General features: G+C 75.0%; 16 protein-coding genes. 7 read left to right on the top strand and 9 right to left on the bottom strand.

Going from position 1 to position 13,788, the window contains the following annotated elements; genetic code table 11:
* Window positions 1-31: 31 nt before the first annotated feature.
* The 3 genes from fabG to KIK08_RS20635 are packed head-to-tail and all read left to right on the top strand — an operon-like array spanning window position 32 to window position 2,606.
* Entirely contained in the window at window positions 32-742 is a 711-nt protein-coding gene (gene fabG / locus KIK08_RS20645) for a 3-oxoacyl-ACP reductase FabG (protein WP_214404850.1), read from the top strand.
* Between the two features lie 45 nt (window positions 743-787).
* Window positions 788-1,564 (top strand): enoyl-ACP reductase FabI, encoded by a 777-nt coding sequence (gene fabI / locus KIK08_RS20640; RefSeq protein ID WP_214404849.1) that lies wholly within the window; start codon window positions 788-790, stop codon window positions 1,562-1,564.
* Window positions 1,565-1,571: 7 nt separating this feature from the next.
* On the top strand, window positions 1,572-2,606 hold the full coding sequence (locus KIK08_RS20635) for a ferrochelatase (RefSeq protein WP_214404848.1): 1,035 nt from the start codon (window positions 1,572-1,574) through the stop codon (window positions 2,604-2,606).
* 74 nt (window positions 2,607-2,680) lie between these two features.
* Here KIK08_RS20635 and KIK08_RS20630 read toward each other — a convergent pair whose 3' ends face one another.
* Both KIK08_RS20630 and KIK08_RS20625 read right to left on the bottom strand, forming a co-directional pair.
* The gene (locus tag KIK08_RS20630) at window positions 2,681-3,319 is read right to left on the bottom strand and encodes a LuxR C-terminal-related transcriptional regulator (protein ID WP_214404847.1); all 639 of its coding nucleotides are present in this window, start codon (window positions 3,317-3,319) and stop codon (window positions 2,681-2,683) included.
* Window positions 3,307-4,548, bottom strand: a complete 1,242-nt coding sequence (locus KIK08_RS20625; protein ID WP_214404846.1) for a sensor histidine kinase — start codon at window positions 4,546-4,548, stop codon at window positions 3,307-3,309. Before KIK08_RS20625 ends, KIK08_RS20630 begins: the two co-directional genes overlap by 13 nt.
* 424 nt (window positions 4,549-4,972) lie before the next feature.
* Between KIK08_RS20625 and KIK08_RS20620 the strand changes: the two genes are divergently transcribed.
* Window positions 4,973-6,271 carry an alpha/beta hydrolase family protein gene (locus KIK08_RS20620; protein WP_214404845.1) on the top strand — a complete coding sequence of 433 codons (1,299 nt, stop codon included), beginning with the start codon at window positions 4,973-4,975 and terminating at the stop codon, window positions 6,269-6,271.
* A 79-nt stretch (window positions 6,272-6,350) separates the two neighbouring features.
* On the opposite strand, the gene KIK08_RS20615 is transcribed toward KIK08_RS20620, so the two are convergent.
* The 5 genes from KIK08_RS20615 to KIK08_RS20595 form a co-directional block, all read right to left on the bottom strand.
* Window positions 6,351-7,562, bottom strand: coding sequence for a tyrosine-type recombinase/integrase (locus tag KIK08_RS20615; RefSeq protein ID WP_214404844.1), 1,212 nt, complete (start codon window positions 7,560-7,562; stop codon window positions 6,351-6,353).
* 22 nt (window positions 7,563-7,584) lie between these two features.
* Entirely contained in the window at window positions 7,585-7,977 is a 393-nt protein-coding gene (locus KIK08_RS40100; protein ID WP_214404843.1) for a YrdB family protein, read from the bottom strand.
* A gap of 48 nt (window positions 7,978-8,025) precedes the next feature.
* Window positions 8,026-9,078 carry an Atu2307/SP_0267 family LLM class monooxygenase gene (locus KIK08_RS20605; protein WP_308257762.1) on the bottom strand — a complete coding sequence of 351 codons (1,053 nt, stop codon included), beginning with the start codon at window positions 9,076-9,078 and terminating at the stop codon, window positions 8,026-8,028.
* 44 nt (window positions 9,079-9,122) lie between these two features.
* Window positions 9,123-9,434, bottom strand: coding sequence for a tetratricopeptide repeat protein (locus tag KIK08_RS20600; RefSeq protein ID WP_214404842.1), 312 nt, complete (start codon window positions 9,432-9,434; stop codon window positions 9,123-9,125).
* A gap of 77 nt (window positions 9,435-9,511) precedes the next feature.
* Entirely contained in the window at window positions 9,512-10,102 is a 591-nt protein-coding gene (locus tag KIK08_RS20595; RefSeq protein WP_214404841.1) for a TetR/AcrR family transcriptional regulator, read from the bottom strand.
* Between the two features lie 98 nt (window positions 10,103-10,200).
* Between KIK08_RS20595 and KIK08_RS20590 the strand changes: the two genes are divergently transcribed.
* On the top strand, window positions 10,201-10,623 hold the full coding sequence (locus KIK08_RS20590) for a nuclear transport factor 2 family protein (RefSeq protein WP_250557431.1): 423 nt from the start codon (window positions 10,201-10,203) through the stop codon (window positions 10,621-10,623).
* A 16-nt stretch (window positions 10,624-10,639) separates the two neighbouring features.
* Here the strand turns inward: KIK08_RS20590 and KIK08_RS20585 are convergent, their stop codons facing one another.
* Window positions 10,640-11,017 (bottom strand): GntR family transcriptional regulator, encoded by a 378-nt coding sequence (locus KIK08_RS20585; RefSeq protein WP_214404840.1) that lies wholly within the window; start codon window positions 11,015-11,017, stop codon window positions 10,640-10,642.
* A 5-nt stretch (window positions 11,018-11,022) separates the two neighbouring features.
* Window positions 11,023-11,844, bottom strand: coding sequence for a hypothetical protein (locus tag KIK08_RS20580; protein ID WP_214404839.1), 822 nt, complete (start codon window positions 11,842-11,844; stop codon window positions 11,023-11,025).
* Window positions 11,845-12,118: 274 nt separating this feature from the next.
* Here KIK08_RS20580 and KIK08_RS20575 point away from each other — a divergent pair, with 274 nt between their 5' ends.
* Window positions 12,119-13,183: a coiled-coil domain-containing protein gene (locus KIK08_RS20575; RefSeq protein WP_214404838.1), complete on the top strand. Its 1,065-nt coding sequence runs from the start codon at window positions 12,119-12,121 to the stop codon at window positions 13,181-13,183.
* 53 nt (window positions 13,184-13,236) lie between these two features.
* The coding region (locus tag KIK08_RS20570; RefSeq protein WP_214404837.1) for a GOLPH3/VPS74 family protein at window positions 13,237-13,788 on the top strand (552 nt) is incomplete at its 3' end.

Raw genomic sequence — 13,788 nt, 5'->3', positions numbered from 1 at the left:
CCGGGTGGCGCTACGCCCTAGGGTGGGCGCCGTGGGACGCAGCGTGCTGGTGACCGGTGGCAACCGCGGTATCGGGCTCGCGATCGCGACGGCGTTCGCGGCGCAGGGCGACCAGGTGGCGGTGACGCACCGCTCCCCGGTGGACGACCTGCCCGGCGAGCTGCTGCCGGTGCAGTGCGACGTGACCGACTCGGCCGCGGTGGACGCGGCGTTCAGCACGGTCGAGGACAAGCACGGCCCGGTGCAGGTGCTGGTGTCCAACGCCGGCATCACCGACGACGGGTTGCTCATGCGGATGAGCGAGGAGTCGTTCACCTCGGTGGTCGACACCAACCTGACCGCGGCCTACCGGGTGGCCAAGCGGGCGTCGCGGGGCATGCTCAAGGCCAAGGCCGGGCGGATGGTGTTCGTGTCGTCGGTGGTCGGGCTGCTCGGCTCGGCGGGGCAGGTGAACTACGCGTCGGCGAAGGCCGGGCTGGTCGGGCTGGCCCGGTCGGTGGCCAGGGAGCTGGGGTCGCGGGGGATCACCGCGAACGTCGTCGCGCCCGGGTTCGTCGACACCGACATGACCCGCAAGCTCAGCGAGGCCCGCCGCAAGGAGATCCTCGGGCAGGTGCCGCTGGGTCGCTACGCCAGCACGGAGGAGATCGCCGCGGCGGTCACCTGGCTGGCCTCCGACGGCGCCGGCTACATCACCGGCGCGGTCATCCCGGTCGACGGCGGCCTCGGCATGGGCCACTGAGCCCTCGCCGCGGCCCGTACACATCCCACCCAGAAAGGCCCGTCCATGGGACTGCTCGACGGCAAGCGCCTGCTCATCACCGGAGTGATCACCGACGCGTCGCTCGCGTTCCACGCGGCGCGGATCGCCCAGGAGCAGGGCGCTGAGGTGGTGCTCACCGGCTACGGTCGGATGCGGCTGGTGGAGCGGATCGCGCAGCGGCTGCCCAAGGGCGCGCCGGTCGTGGAGCTGGACGTGACCTCGCAGGAGCAGCTCGACAGCCTGGTGGAGCGGGTGAGCCCGCACCTGGGTGACGACCCGAAGCTCGACGGGGTGCTGCACTCGATCGCCGGGGCGCCGGCGTCGTGCCTGGGCGAGGGTGCGTTCCTCGGGGCGCCCTGGGAGGACGTGGCGGTGGCGCTGCACATCGGCGCCTACTCCTACAAGTCGCTGGCGGTGGCGCTGCTGCCGCTGCTGGGTCCGGGCAGCTCGATCGTGGGCATGGACTTCGACAACCGGCAGGCCTGGCCGGCCTACGACTGGATGGGCGTGGCGAAGTCGTCGCTGGAGTCGGTGAACCGCTACCTGGCCCGGGACCTGGGTCCCAGGGGCATCCGGGTCAACCTGGTGGCGGCCGGTCCGGTGCGGACGATGGCGGCGAAGTCGATCCCGGGGTTCGCGAAGTTCGAGGACGTCTGGGACGAGCGGTCCCCGCTGGGGTGGGACGTCAACGACCCGGTGCCGGTGGCGAAGACGGTGTGCGCGCTGCTGTCGGACTGGCTGCCGACGACGACCGGCACCATGGTGTGGGCCGACGGCGGGTTCAACGCGGTGGGTGTCTAATCGGGGCGTGGAGCACTCCCGGTTCGACGCGCTGCTGGTCCTGTCCTTCGGCGGTCCGGAGGGTCCCGCCGAGGTGCGGCCGTTCCTGGAGAACGTGGTCCGCGGGCGGGGGGTGCCCCCGGAGCGGCTGGACGCGGTGGAGGAGCACTACCAGCACTTCGGCGGGGTCAGCCCGATCAACGCCCGCAACCGCGAGCTGATCGCGGCGGTGCGCGAGCGCACCGATCTGCCGGTGTACTTCGGCAACCGCAACTGGCACCCGATGGTGGAGGACACCGTCGAGGAGATGGTCCGCGACGGTGTGCGGCGGGCGGTGGTGTTCGCGACCAGCGCCTACGGCGGGTACTCGGCGTGCCGGCAGTACGACGAGGACATCGCCCGCGCCCGCAAGGCCGTCGGTGACGCGGCGCCGCGGCTGGTGAAGCTGCGCCACTTCTTCGACCACCCGCTGTTCGTGCGGGCCAACGCCGACGCGGTGCGCGCGGCGGTGGCGACGCTGCCGGCGCGGCCGCGGCCGCGGCTGGTGTTCACCGCGCACTCGGTGCCCGAGGCCGCCGACGTCGCCGGGGGGCCGCCCGCGGAGGGTGGGCGGCTGTACTCGAAGCAGGTGCGGGAGGCGGCCCGGCTGGTGGCCGCGGAGCTCGGCGAGGACGACTTCGACGTGGTGTGGCAGTCGCGGTCGGGGCCGCCGCGGGTGCCGTGGCTGGCCCCCGACATCGTCGACCACCTCGACGAGCTGGCCGGGCGCGGGGTGGGGGCGGTCGTGGTGTCGCCGATCGGGTTCGTCTCCGACCACCTGGAGGTCGTCTGGGACCTCGACACCGAGGCCGCGGAGAAGGCCGCCGAGCTGGGGATGGGGTTCGCGCGGGCGGCCACGGCCGGGCCGGATCCGCGGTTCGCGGACATGGTCGTCGAGTTGATCGCCGAACATGTCGAGGGCGCCGCGCCGCGCCGGTTGGGCGAGGTGCCCGGGTTCGGGTGCACGGCCGACGGCGCCACGTGCGCGGTCGACTGCTGCGCGCCGGCGCGGCGGCCCGGGTAGCCCGGGGTCTCAGGGGTCGGGCCGGTCGGCCGGTCAGCGGTTCGCGGTCGTCCTCGATTCCACGGGCGCTGAGGTCACTGGTCGAGGAACGCCAGGACGGCCAGCACGCGGCGGTGGTCGCTGCTGGACGGGGCCAGGCCGAGTTTGGCGAAGAGCGTGTTGATGTGGTTGCTCACCGACTTCTCGGTGATCACCAGGGCGGTGGCGATGGCGGCGTTGGAGCGGCCTTCGGCCATCAACCGGAGCACGTCCTCCTCCCGCCGGGTGAGGCCGCCGGCGAGGGTGCGGTTCCGGTCGAGCAGCTGCGTGACGACCTCCGGGTCCATCACGGTGGCGCCCCCGGCGATCTGCCGGATGGCGTCGACGAACTGCCGGACGTCGCCCACGCGGTCCTTGAGGAGGTATCCGACCGCACCGGCGCCATCGGACAGGAGCTCGCGCGCGTAGAGCCGTTCGACGTACTGGGAGAGGATCAGCACGGGCAGGCCGGGCACCGCGGTGCGGGCGGCGATGGCGGCGCGCAGCCCTTCGTCGGTGAACGTCGGGGGCAGCCGGACGTCGATCACGGCGACGTCGGGGCGCAGCGAGACCAGCGACTCGGCGAGGTGCGTTCCGTCGTCGGTGGCTGCGATCACGGCGTGCCCGTACGCGGTCAGCATGCGGGTCAGCCCGTCGCGCAGCAGCAGTTGGTCCTCGGCGATCAGGACGCGCACGGCAGCTCCATGTCCAGCACGGTCGGCCCGCCCACCGGGCTGCTGACGCGCAGGGTTCCGTCGAAGGCCGACAACCGGCGCCGGATGCCGCGCAACCCGGTGCCGCGGGTCGGGTCGGCGCCGCCGCGGCCGTCGTCACGCACGCGGATGCGCAGGACACGGCCCTCATCGAGGACGGCGACCTGGATGCGGTGCGCGCTGCTGTACCGGATCGCGTTGGTCAGGCCCTCGGCGACGGCGAAGTACGCCGCGGACTCCACCGGATCGGTCAGCCGTCGGTCGAGGCGCACGTCCAGTTCGACCGGGATGCCGCCGCCGAGCGCCAGGGCCTGCAGTGCCCCGGGCAGACCGCGGTCGGCCAGCACCGGCGGGTGGATGCCGCGCACGAGGTCGCGGAGTTCGGAGAGGGCGGCGCCGGTGCCCGCCTTCGCCTCGACCATCAGCGCCTTCGCGGCCGCCGGGTCGGAGTCGATCACGTCCTCGGCCATGCCCAGGCTCATCGCCACCGCGACGAGGCGGACCTGCGCTCCGTCGTGTAGATCGCGTTCGACACGGCGTAGCTCCACCGCGGAGGCGTCGACCGCTGCTGTCCTGGTGGCCGTCAGTTCGTCCACCCGTGCGGACAGCGCCACGGCGGCGGTCGGCTCCAGCAGCGCGGCTGCCAGCCGGGCCTGCCCGACGAGGACGGGGCGAGGCACCCGATGGGCCACGACCACGAGCGCCGCCCCGACCGGGACCAGCAACCACGTCGTCGGACCGGATCGGCCCACGAGCTCCAGTACCACCGGGTCGAACGTCGCGTCGGCGGGCAGCACGACCCGCAGCAGCGGGGCCACCAGGCACTGCCCGGCCGTCAGCCACAGCCCGAGGCCCAGCCCGGCGCCGGCCACCCCCACCACGAGCTGGCACAGCGACCAGGTCAGGTCCCGCCACGTGGCGGAGGCCCGGACCAGCGCGCGGGCCTGCGCGAACAGGCCCGTGGGCAGCGGCGGGTAGGGGGAGGGGATCGGTTGGCCCAGCACCGCACCGACCCGGCGGCGCTGCAGATCGGCGAGCCGGCGGGCCAGTCGGGATGCGGTGACGAACAGCGGGATCCCGACGCCGGCCACCAGGCCGGCCGGCACCGAGATCAGCATCAGGACCAGCAGGAACAGTCCGGCCAGGCCGATGCCGGCCGCGGTCAGCAACTGCCCGAGCTCGGCTGCCGCGCGCCTGACCCGGTCCCGCATCCCGACGATCCTCTCGCTCTGCCGCGACCGGGTGGTGCGACGCCCTGGCTTCTTGATCGGACTCTAGGGCGCCGGCTCGTCCAGCGTCAGGGTGCTGGCACCCCGGCAGGTGCGGGGGCGTGCACCCGGTCGCCCTGGGGTGCAGCGACCGTGGTCCGCCGACCGCCGGCCGCGGAGGCTGATCCGCCGGGACGGCGCGAGCACGGTGCGCGTCGGCGGAGCGCGGAAGAAGGCAGATGCGATGTGGCGCGTGATGAGCCGGATCAGACCGACGGCTCGGACTGACGCAGTGGCAGGTGGGCGCGGTCGGGCCCGACGATGCTGGCCGGTCATCGCGGCGCTCGTCGCGCTGGCCGCCTCGCCTGCCGTCCCCGCGGCGGCCGATCCGGCACCGACGGCACAGCCGGAAGTGGCCGTCACCGACGTGTCCTTCACGGGCGCAGGCGGGGTGGTGCTGCACGGCACCGTCCTCGCCCCGGCGTCGGGCACGACGGGCCGACCGGCGATGGTGATGCTGCAGGGGGCGGGCAACCGGGACGTGCAGGAGCTGCGCCCGGCGGCGGAGGCCTTCGCCCGTCGCGGGATCGTGACGCTCCTCTACAGCAAGCGCACCGTGGGCTACTCACTGTTCCACCGTGACTACGGGGTACTGGCCGACGACGCGCTCGCCGGCCTGCAGCTGCTGCGTTCCCGTCCCGATGTCGACCGGGCACGGCTGGGGCTGTGGGCGCAGTCGGAGGGAGCGTTCGTCGCGCCCCTGGCCGCGAACCGCTCCACCGACGTGAAGTTCCTGATCACGGTCGGCGCCGCGATGATGACGCCGGCCACCCAGTCCTCGTGGAACCTCGGCCAACGGCTGCGGCACGCGGACGTCTCCGGGTCGATGGTGCGCGCGCTGGAGGTGACGTCCGTACGGTGGACGGTCGAGGCGGGCCTGTTCCCGGAGGCGGGCTTCGACCCGTTCCCGGCCTGGGAACGGGTGGACGTGCCGGTGCTTGCGCAATGGGGTGAGCTCGACCGCGCAGTCCCGCCGGCGGACAGCGGCCGGCTGATCCGGCAGGCTCTGGACCGGGGCGCCAACAGCCACTACACGATCCGGTTCGTCCCCGCGGTCGCGCACAACCTGCACGCCACCGACGATGACGGCTTCGACCGCATCGTCGACCTCCCCGCCGGTTACGGCGACTACGAGGCGTCCTGGGTCGAGGCGCTGGCGGGCGGACCGCCGCCCGGCACGAGCGTCGGCCCGGCGCCGACCCAGTCCGCGCCGGCCGTCGATCTCTCACCGTCGCCGTGGCACGTGTTCCTCGCGGCCCACCCCGTCGTGCTGATGGTGATCCTGCTCGGCCTGGCCGCCTATCCGGTGACCGCCGCGGCGCGCCGGGTCGGCGGGGCACGTGGTGCGCCCCCGACGCGGGGTCCGGCCCGGCTGCTCGCCGCCACCGGCCTGGTCGCAACCCCCGGTTCGCTGCTGTACGTGTTGTTCGTGCTGGCCAGCGGCGGGAACCTGATCGGGCCGGTGGTGCTGGGCCGCCCGGTTCCGTGGCTCGCCCTGCAATGCCTCGCCGTCGTCACCGTCCTGGCTACCGCCGCGACCGCGGTGGCGTGGCGTCGGCACCGTCGCGATCTCGGCCGGGTCGAGCACGTGCGGCTCGCCCTGCTCGTCGCGGGGGGTCTGGCGTTCCTCCCCTGGGCCGTCGTCTGGGGCCTGGTCGTGCCGTGACCGGCCTGGAGCTCGGCCTGGGCCTGCTGCTCGACGGCGTGGAGCAGCACGTGCGACGTCGGAGCTGATCAGGCGCCGGTCAGGACGGGGTCGGCGGCTCGGCGGTCTCCGGCGACGGCGGGGTGAGGACCCCGGCGACGAGGTCGGCGGCGGTGCTGGCGCGGGTGCGGCGGGCGCGGTCGTAGTGCTGGGTGGTGGCGATGGAGGCGTGCCCGACGTCGGCCTGCACGTGCTGGATGGGGGCGCCCTGCTCCAGGGCGATGGTGACGTAGGCGTGGCGCAGGGCGTGCGGGTGCACCCGGTCGGCGACGCCGTCGAGGGCGGGGCCGGCGGCGGTGGCGATGCGCCGCAGCAGCGAGTACAGGTCGGCGCGGGAGCAGCGCCCACCGGCGCGGGTGGCGATCATCGGTGAGCCGGGCCCGGGTGCGCGGCCCCGGGTCGCCGGGACGGCGTCGCCGGCGAGGCGGTCGCGTTCGGCCAGGTAGGCGGCCAGCGTCCGGCGGACGGGGTCGGTCAGGTAGACCTCGCGGTGCAGCCCGCCCTTGCCCAGCACGCGCAGCACGTCCTCGCCGCCGGTGCGGTAGAGGTCGGCGCGGTCGAGCCCGACCACCTCGGAGATGCGCAGGCCCAGGGTGAGCAGCGCGACGAGGGCGACGGCGCGGTGGCGGTAGAACTCGGCGTGCGCGCCGCGGCCGTGGTCGAGGCCGGCGGCGGCGTCGAGCAGGGCGCGCAGGTGCTCGGCGGTGAGCCGGATCGTCGGGGAGGCGTCGCGGGCCCCGGTGGACAGCCCCAGCCGGGCGCGGTTGAGCGCGGCGGGGTTGGCCGCGACCGCCCCGACCTCGACGAGGTGGCCGTAGAGGGCGGCCACGGTCGAGAGCATCCGCTGGCGGGTGCGGCGCCGGGCGCCGGCCGCGTCGAGGGCGTGCAGCCACCCCTTGACGTGGCCGGTGGTCGCGGTGCGGGGGTCGAGGCGGTGGCGGGCGCACCAGCGCAGCCAGGCCAGGTCGTGCAGGGGTCCGGGTGCGGCGGCCGGTGGGCGGGGGCGGGTGGGATCCGGCTCGCGCGGCGGGTCGACCCACTCGACGGGCAGCCCCAGCGCGTAGGCGTAGGTGCGCCGGGTGCCGGGGTTGGCGTACTGGGACAGCCAGTCGAGCAGCTGGGCGCGCAGGACATCGGGGTCGGCGACGCCGGGCCACTCGGACTCCGGACCGGGTGCCGCCTCGCGCACCGCCGGCGCGTCCGGGACGGCGAGGGACTCCAGGACGGCGAGCGGATCGGTCGGGGCGCTCATCGGGTCGGACCCTACCGAGGTTTCAGAGCCATCCGTTGGCCGTGGCGACGGCGAGGTGCGCGGCGGTGAGCCCGCCGCAGACCGCGGCCAGGACCGGGTGCCCGGTCAGGGCGAGCGCGACGAACGGCAGCCCGAGCACCGCGATCTTCGCGACCAGCAGCCACGGCATGTCCAGCCGGTGCCCGGCCCGCGGCGCCAGCCACAGCGCCCACACCGTCACGAACAGCGCCACCCCGGCCAGCGCGAGCGCGATGCGTGAGGGGAGGTCGAGGGCCAGCGCCCAGGCCGCCGCGGGCAGCGCGGCCAGCGCCGCGAGCTCCACGGCGAAGGCCACGACGTCGTTGGCGGCCTTGAGCGCGCTCACGCCGTCGGCCGGGCGCTGGTGCGGATGATCGTGCTGGGCATCCGTCGACACTGGCACAGCCGTGCCGGGGGGTCGACGGGCGTCGACCCGGTCACGGTGTCAGGCGGCGACCGCTGCCGCGTGCACCCGCGGGACGACCTCGGTGCCCAGCAGCTCGATGCTGCGCAGCATCGTGGCGTGCGCCATGACGCTGCTGGTCATCTGCAGGGTGAACCGGGAGACGCCGCCCAGCGCCGTGGAGATGTCGGTGATCTTCTCGGCGACCGTGTCCGGGCTGCCGATGACGAACGGTCCGCCCGGGCCGCGCTGGGCGTCGTAGCCGGCGCGGGTGACGGGGCCGAAGCCGCGTTCGGCGCCGATGCGGGTGAACAGCTCGGCGTGGCCGGGGTAGAAGGCGTCGGCGGCGAGCTGGTCGGTCTCGCCGACGAAGCCGATGGCGTGCACGCCCACGGCCAGCTGGTCGGCCGGGTGCCCGGCGCGGCGCCCGGCCTCCCGGTACAGGTCGACCAGTGGGCGGAACCGGCTCGGGTCCCCGCCGATGATGGCGACCATCAGCGGCAGGCCGAGCACCCCGGCCCGGACGAACGACGACGGGGTGCCGCCGACGCCGACCCAGATCGGCAGCCGCTGCTGCACGGGCCGGGGGAAGACCCCCTGCCCGGTCAGCGGGGCGCGGTGGCGGCCCGTCCAGTGCGGGTGCGCGTCCTCGCGCAGGTGCAGCAGCAGGTCGAGCTTCTCCTCGAACAGCTCGTCGTAGTCGGCGAGGTCCAGGCCGAACAGGCCGAAGGCCTCGGTGAACGACCCCCGCCCGACCACCAGTTCGGCGCGGCCCTGCGAGATCAGGTCGAGGGTGGCGTAGTTCTCGAAGACGCGCACGGGGTCGTCGGCGCTGAGCACGGTGACGGCGCTGCGCAACCGGATCCGCTCGGTCAGCGCCGCGGCAGCGGCGAGGATGGTGACCGGCGCGGAGTCGAGGAAGCCCTCGCGGTGGTGCTCGCCGATGCCGAAGGTGTGCACGCCGGCCCGGTCGGCCGCGACGACCTCGGCCAGCACGTGCTGCATCTGGTCGGCGGGCGGCACGGCCCGCCCGTCGGTGGGGTCGGTGACCGCGGCGACGAAGTTGTCGATCCCGATCTCGATGCTGGCGTTCACGGGTGTCTCCCGGGCTCTCGGGTGGTGGTCGGTGTGGTCGGTGGTCAGGCCCGCTGGCCCATGGCGGCGGCGAGGCGGATCGGGCCGGTGGCCTCGGCGTGCCGGCTCAGCCGCTGCAGGGTGCGCCCGAGCAGCAGGTGGGCGTAGGCGTTGGCGGGGTCGGCGGCCAGCACGGTGCGGGTCTCGGTCTCGGCGCGGGTGAGCTGGGCGGAGTGGTAGTAGGCGCGGGCCAGCAGCAGGCGCACGGCGAGGTCGTCGGGCGCCTCGGTGCTCAGCTCGGCCAGCAGGGTGGCCGCGCCCTGGTAGTCCCTGGTGTCGAACAGGCCGTGGGCCTTCGCGAACCGGGCGGCGGTCATGTCTCCTCCGCAATGATTAAGAGTTCAACAGTCTGCACGACAGAAGACGTTGCCGGGCCGTCCGGTATTCCCGTGGCTCAGTGGGGTCGCAGCCCGTTCACGACCACCGCCAGGAGTCGTTCGGCCCGCATCGAGGGCTCGGGCGCGTCCTGGACCGCCCAGGCGATCGCGCCGACCATCTTCAGCACGTCCGCGTCGTCGGCGGCGCCGTCGATCACGCCCGCGTGGCGCGCCCGCACCAGCAATGCGGAGCCGACCTCGAACAGCTCGGCGTGCCACGCCGCCGCGGCTCCGCCACCACCGCCGTCCAGTGCCGCGCTCATCGTCGCGGCGGCCAGGCCCCGGTAGGTCAGGGCGTGCGCGAGCGCCGCGCGCAGCCAGGTGGACACCGCGACGAACGCGTCGTCGGCGTCGAGCAGCCCGCGACCGAGGTCGACGAGCTCACCGATCCGCTCGGCCAGCACGGCCTCGACGAGGTCGAGCCGGGTGGGGAAGTGCCGGTAGAGCGTCCCGCTGGCCACCCCGGCCCGGCGCGCGATCTCGTCGAGGGAGGCGTCGACGCCGGACTCGGTGAACGCCGCCCGCGCCTGCTCCAGCAGCCGCTCGTAGTTGCGTCGGGCGTCCGCGCGTCGCGGACGCGACCCGTTCCCGGCCAGGGCGACCACCACCGTTGCTGACCGGGGACACGGGCCGTTACCGTGCCGACTAACCGGACTGTGTCTCACTTTAGGCCCACGGTCCGGATCGACGCAGGGGAGGCACGCCCATGGCACCGATGGCACCGCCGGGTCCACGGGAGGTCCTGGAGCGCTTCCGCCGGGCCGCCATCGACCGGTCCGTCGAGGACATGCGCCGCGTGTACGCGCCGGACGCGGTGCACGAGTTCCCGTTCACGCTGCCGGGCGTGCCGGCCCGACTGGAGGGCCGCGAGGAGATCCTGCGCTGGGTCGCGGCGGGATGGCGGACGGGCACCGTGACCTACGAGCGCTACCGGACCCTCGCCGTCCACGACACCGCCGACCCGGACACGATCGTCGTCGAGCAGGAGGCCATCGGCACCAGCACCGCCACCGGCGGGTTCGCGTTGCCCAACATCGCCGTGCTCACCGCGCGGGACGGGCACATCGTGCACCTGCGCGACTACGTCGACCTGATCGCCGCGGCGGCCGCCACCGGGCGCGACCTGTAGGTCGCGCACCCGGGTCTCACGACGAGGGCGACGCCGCGGCGCCCCCGCCCAGCGCGGCCTGGACGATGCGGACGGCCTCGTCGGCGTCCAGACCGATGCTGGTGACGACGGCGGCGTACTCGGCGGCGGCGCGGCGCGCGCGTTCGCGGCTCTGCTCGCCGGCCGCGGACACGAACGAGCCGGCCGCACCGCGGGTCTCGATCAGCCCCGCCTCCTCCAGCGCCCGGTAGGCCCGTCCGACCGTGTTGACGGCAAGGCCCAGGTCGCCGGCCATCCGGCGGATGGTGGGCAGCCGGGCGCCCACGGCCAGCGTCCGGTCCCGGATCTGCCCGGCGAGCTGGGCGCGCAGCTGTTCGAACGGCGGAACCGGGGAGGCCGGGTCGATGACGATCATCCGGTTCACCGGGCCGTGGCGAGCCGGGCCACCGCGGCGCTCGACCTGGTCCGCCAGGTGACCACGAGGAACGCGGCGACGCCGAGCACGATGAAGCCCAGCCAGGCGGCGATCCACCACCCGGGCGCGGTGGCCAGCACCGACACGACCGGCAGCGACCACACCACCGTCGGCGCGGCGGCCTCGCGGGCGTCCTCGACGCGCAGGAGGACGTCGACGGTCAGCGAGTCCTCGTCGTCGGCGACGGCGGGGCGGGTCAGGATGTGGTGCAGCTGCACCAGCGTGGCGACCACGACCCCGCACAGCCCGAGCAGCAGCAGGACCGCCGCGTAGTTCGCCCCCGGGTCCGACACGGCCAGGCCGGCGAACGCCATCACCGCCGCACCGGCGACCGTGCCGGCCGCGACCGCGGCCCGCGGCACGCCCAGCACGGTGCGCCAGCCCAGCCGCACCGGCAGCGCCGCCCGCCGCGCCAGCGTCGCGCCGACCCGCCGGTCGACCCGCCGCACCCAGCGGTCCAGCAGCACCTGGGCCAGTACGACCCCGACCACCATCGCCGCCAGCACCCACAGCGACCGGGTCCGGTCCGATTCGACCGTGGTGTCCACGGGCAGGGTGCTGACGTAGGCGAGGGCGATCCCGATCAGGAACGCGGCCAGCACGATCGAGGCGACGACGCGCGCCCGCTGCCGGACCCCCAGGCGCGCCGCCAGCACCGACGTCGGCTCGACGTCGGCCAGGCCGTGCCCGGTCAACCACAGCCGGGCCGGCTCCAGGCGCCTCGGCCGCGCCAGTGGGTCCCCGCCGGGAACCTCTTCCTCCGACATGACGGCCCCCTCTTGTCGCGAATCTTGTCTCACATATTGTCGCAATATAGTGGGTCAAGTCTTGCGACAAGTCAACGGACCCGCGGAGTACCGGCCGGCCCCGGCGGCGGTCGCTGAGCCCCGCGAGGGACAGGGCCCAGTTTTCGGACCCAGTGGGAGGCGTCCGAGCCGGCTGCACCCAACGAAATACCCGTTTCGTTGGTCAGTAGTTCAGTTCAAACTAACTCAGCGACCGGTTGTCAGTTTCACAACTGCTAGCTGGTACGGTCATTCGGTGATCGACGACGCCGTACGCTGCGGATACAGCCGATGCCGTGCCGAGCTGCCCGCCCCGGGACCGCAGGGCGGGCGCCGCCGGACGTTCTGCCGCGACACCCGCTGGCCGGGCGGGCGCAGCTGCGCCCAGATGGCCCGCGCGGAGCGCGAGGCACTCGACGCGCTCGGGCTGGATTCGGACCGCACGGCGTTCGGGCTGGACGCCGACCGGCTGCGCGAGCACGTCGAGGCCGTCCGCGAGCCGGTGGCCGCGCTGTCCGCCGCGCTGGAGCGGGTCACCGCCCAGCTGGCCGAGGTGGAGTCGCAGGCGCTGGTCGCGGTGGAGACCGCCAACAAGGCCGCCGCGCGGGCCCGGGCCGAGCAGGCCGCGGCCGCCGAGGCGGCGGAGAAGTCCGTCGCCGAGGCCGGCGCCGCGGCGCGGGCGGGCGAGGCGCGCGCCGAGCGCGCGGAGAAGGAACGGGCCCAGGCCGTCGAACGCGCCACCGCGGCCGCCCGCCAGGCCATGCAGGCCACCGAGGCGATGGGGGCCGCCCGCCAGCAGGCCGAGCAGGCCATGGCCGACCGCGACGCCGAGCGCACCCGCGCCCAGGAGGGCATCGCCCGCGCCACCGCGGTCGCCACCCAGGCCACCGCGCAGGCCCAGGAGGCGCTGGTCCGCGCCGGGCAGGCCGTCGCCGACCGCGACGCGGCAGTGCGGCGCGCCGACGAGCTCGGCTCCGAACGTGACAGCCTGCGCGCCGAGCTGCTGGCCGCCCGGGCCGACGCCGCGGTCCTGCGCAGCGAACGCGACGAGGCGACCGCACGCGCCGGGCGCGCCGACGCCGCGCTCGACGCGCTGCGCACCGCGCACGACGCCGTCCAACGGGACCTGGTCGCGGTCCGCGGCCGGGTCGAGTCGCAGGCCCAGCTGCTCAGCCGCGCCGACACCGACCTCGACCGGCTGCGCGCCGAGCTCGCCGACGCCCGCACCGCCCGCGACGCCGGCACCGGCGGCGCCACCATCGGGATCGACGAGCTGCGCGCCCTGATCGCCGCGGCGGCCGGCCCGCCCGAGCGCGGCTGAGCGGTACCCGGCTCCACCCGGCCGGGCCCGTTCCCGGCCGCTACGGTCCCGGCGTGGACCTACTGCTGAGCGAGGAGATGCTGCTGCTGGCCCTGGACGGCGACAAGGGCGGCACGACCTGGCTGTCGGGGTGGACCGCGCTCACCGGCGGCGTCCTGGTCGACGCCATCGCCGCCGGCGCCGTGACGGTCCAGGACGAGACCCTGCGCCCGGGCCGCGAGAGCGGGCACCCGCTGCTGGAACGCGTGCGCGAGGCCGTCGCCGCCGAACCCGAGCCGCGCACCATGGGCGACTGGGTGCAGCGCCTGCCGGTCGTGCTGCACCCGCTCGTGGAGGCGGTGGCCGCCCGGCTGGTCGCCGACGGCGTGCTCGGCGAGGAGCACACCACGATCCTGGGCCTGATCCCCACCACCCGCTTCCCCGAGGTCGACCCGACCGCCGAACGGGTGCTGCGCGGGCGGCTGCGCTCGATCCTGGTCGAGGGCGTCGAACCCACCCCGCACGACCTGCTGCTGATCGCGCTCGTCGAGCCGGCCGGGCTGCTGGCCACGGCCACCGGCGACGAGGAGCGCGCCGTGCGCCGCGCGGCCCGCAGACGCGCGGCC

Origin of the sequence: Pseudonocardia lacus (assembly GCF_018531445.1) — a bacterium.
GTDB classification, from domain to species: domain Bacteria; phylum Actinomycetota; class Actinomycetes; order Mycobacteriales; family Pseudonocardiaceae; genus Pseudonocardia; species Pseudonocardia lacus.
The sequence above is the reverse complement of the archived record's forward strand: the minus strand, read 5'-3'. Positions and strand labels throughout refer to the sequence as shown.